Source organism: Variovorax sp. KBW07 (genome assembly GCF_003852515.1).
GTDB lineage: Bacteria > Pseudomonadota > Gammaproteobacteria > Burkholderiales > Burkholderiaceae_C > Variovorax.
Genome location: NZ_QAJK01000282.1, coordinates 1 through 234, shown reverse-complemented (window position 1 = coordinate 234; position 234 = coordinate 1). Strand labels below are relative to the sequence as shown.

Here is a 234-nt window from a genome sequence, read left to right as displayed (position 1 = left end):
AGGCCGTGCACCGAGCCGAACACCAGGCTCACGCTGGCCGTGCCGATCACCACGCCCGTGGCCACCGGCAGGAAGGCAATGACCAGCGCGCGCGGCGAGGCAAAAGCCAGCAACAGCAGCCCGCCCATCACGATGCCGCCGACGATGGCCAGGTGAATGGCCTCGGTCTTGATCTTGTCGCGGCTCATCACCGAGAACACCGGCGGGCCGCTGAGCAGCAGCACCGGCCTGGCC

1 protein-coding gene is annotated in these 234 nt (G+C 69.2%); it reads right to left on the bottom strand.

Annotation, left to right across the window (positions count from 1 at the left end):
• The coding region (locus DBV14_RS33180) for a hypothetical protein (protein ID WP_148092470.1) at window positions 1-234 on the bottom strand (234 nt) is incomplete at both ends.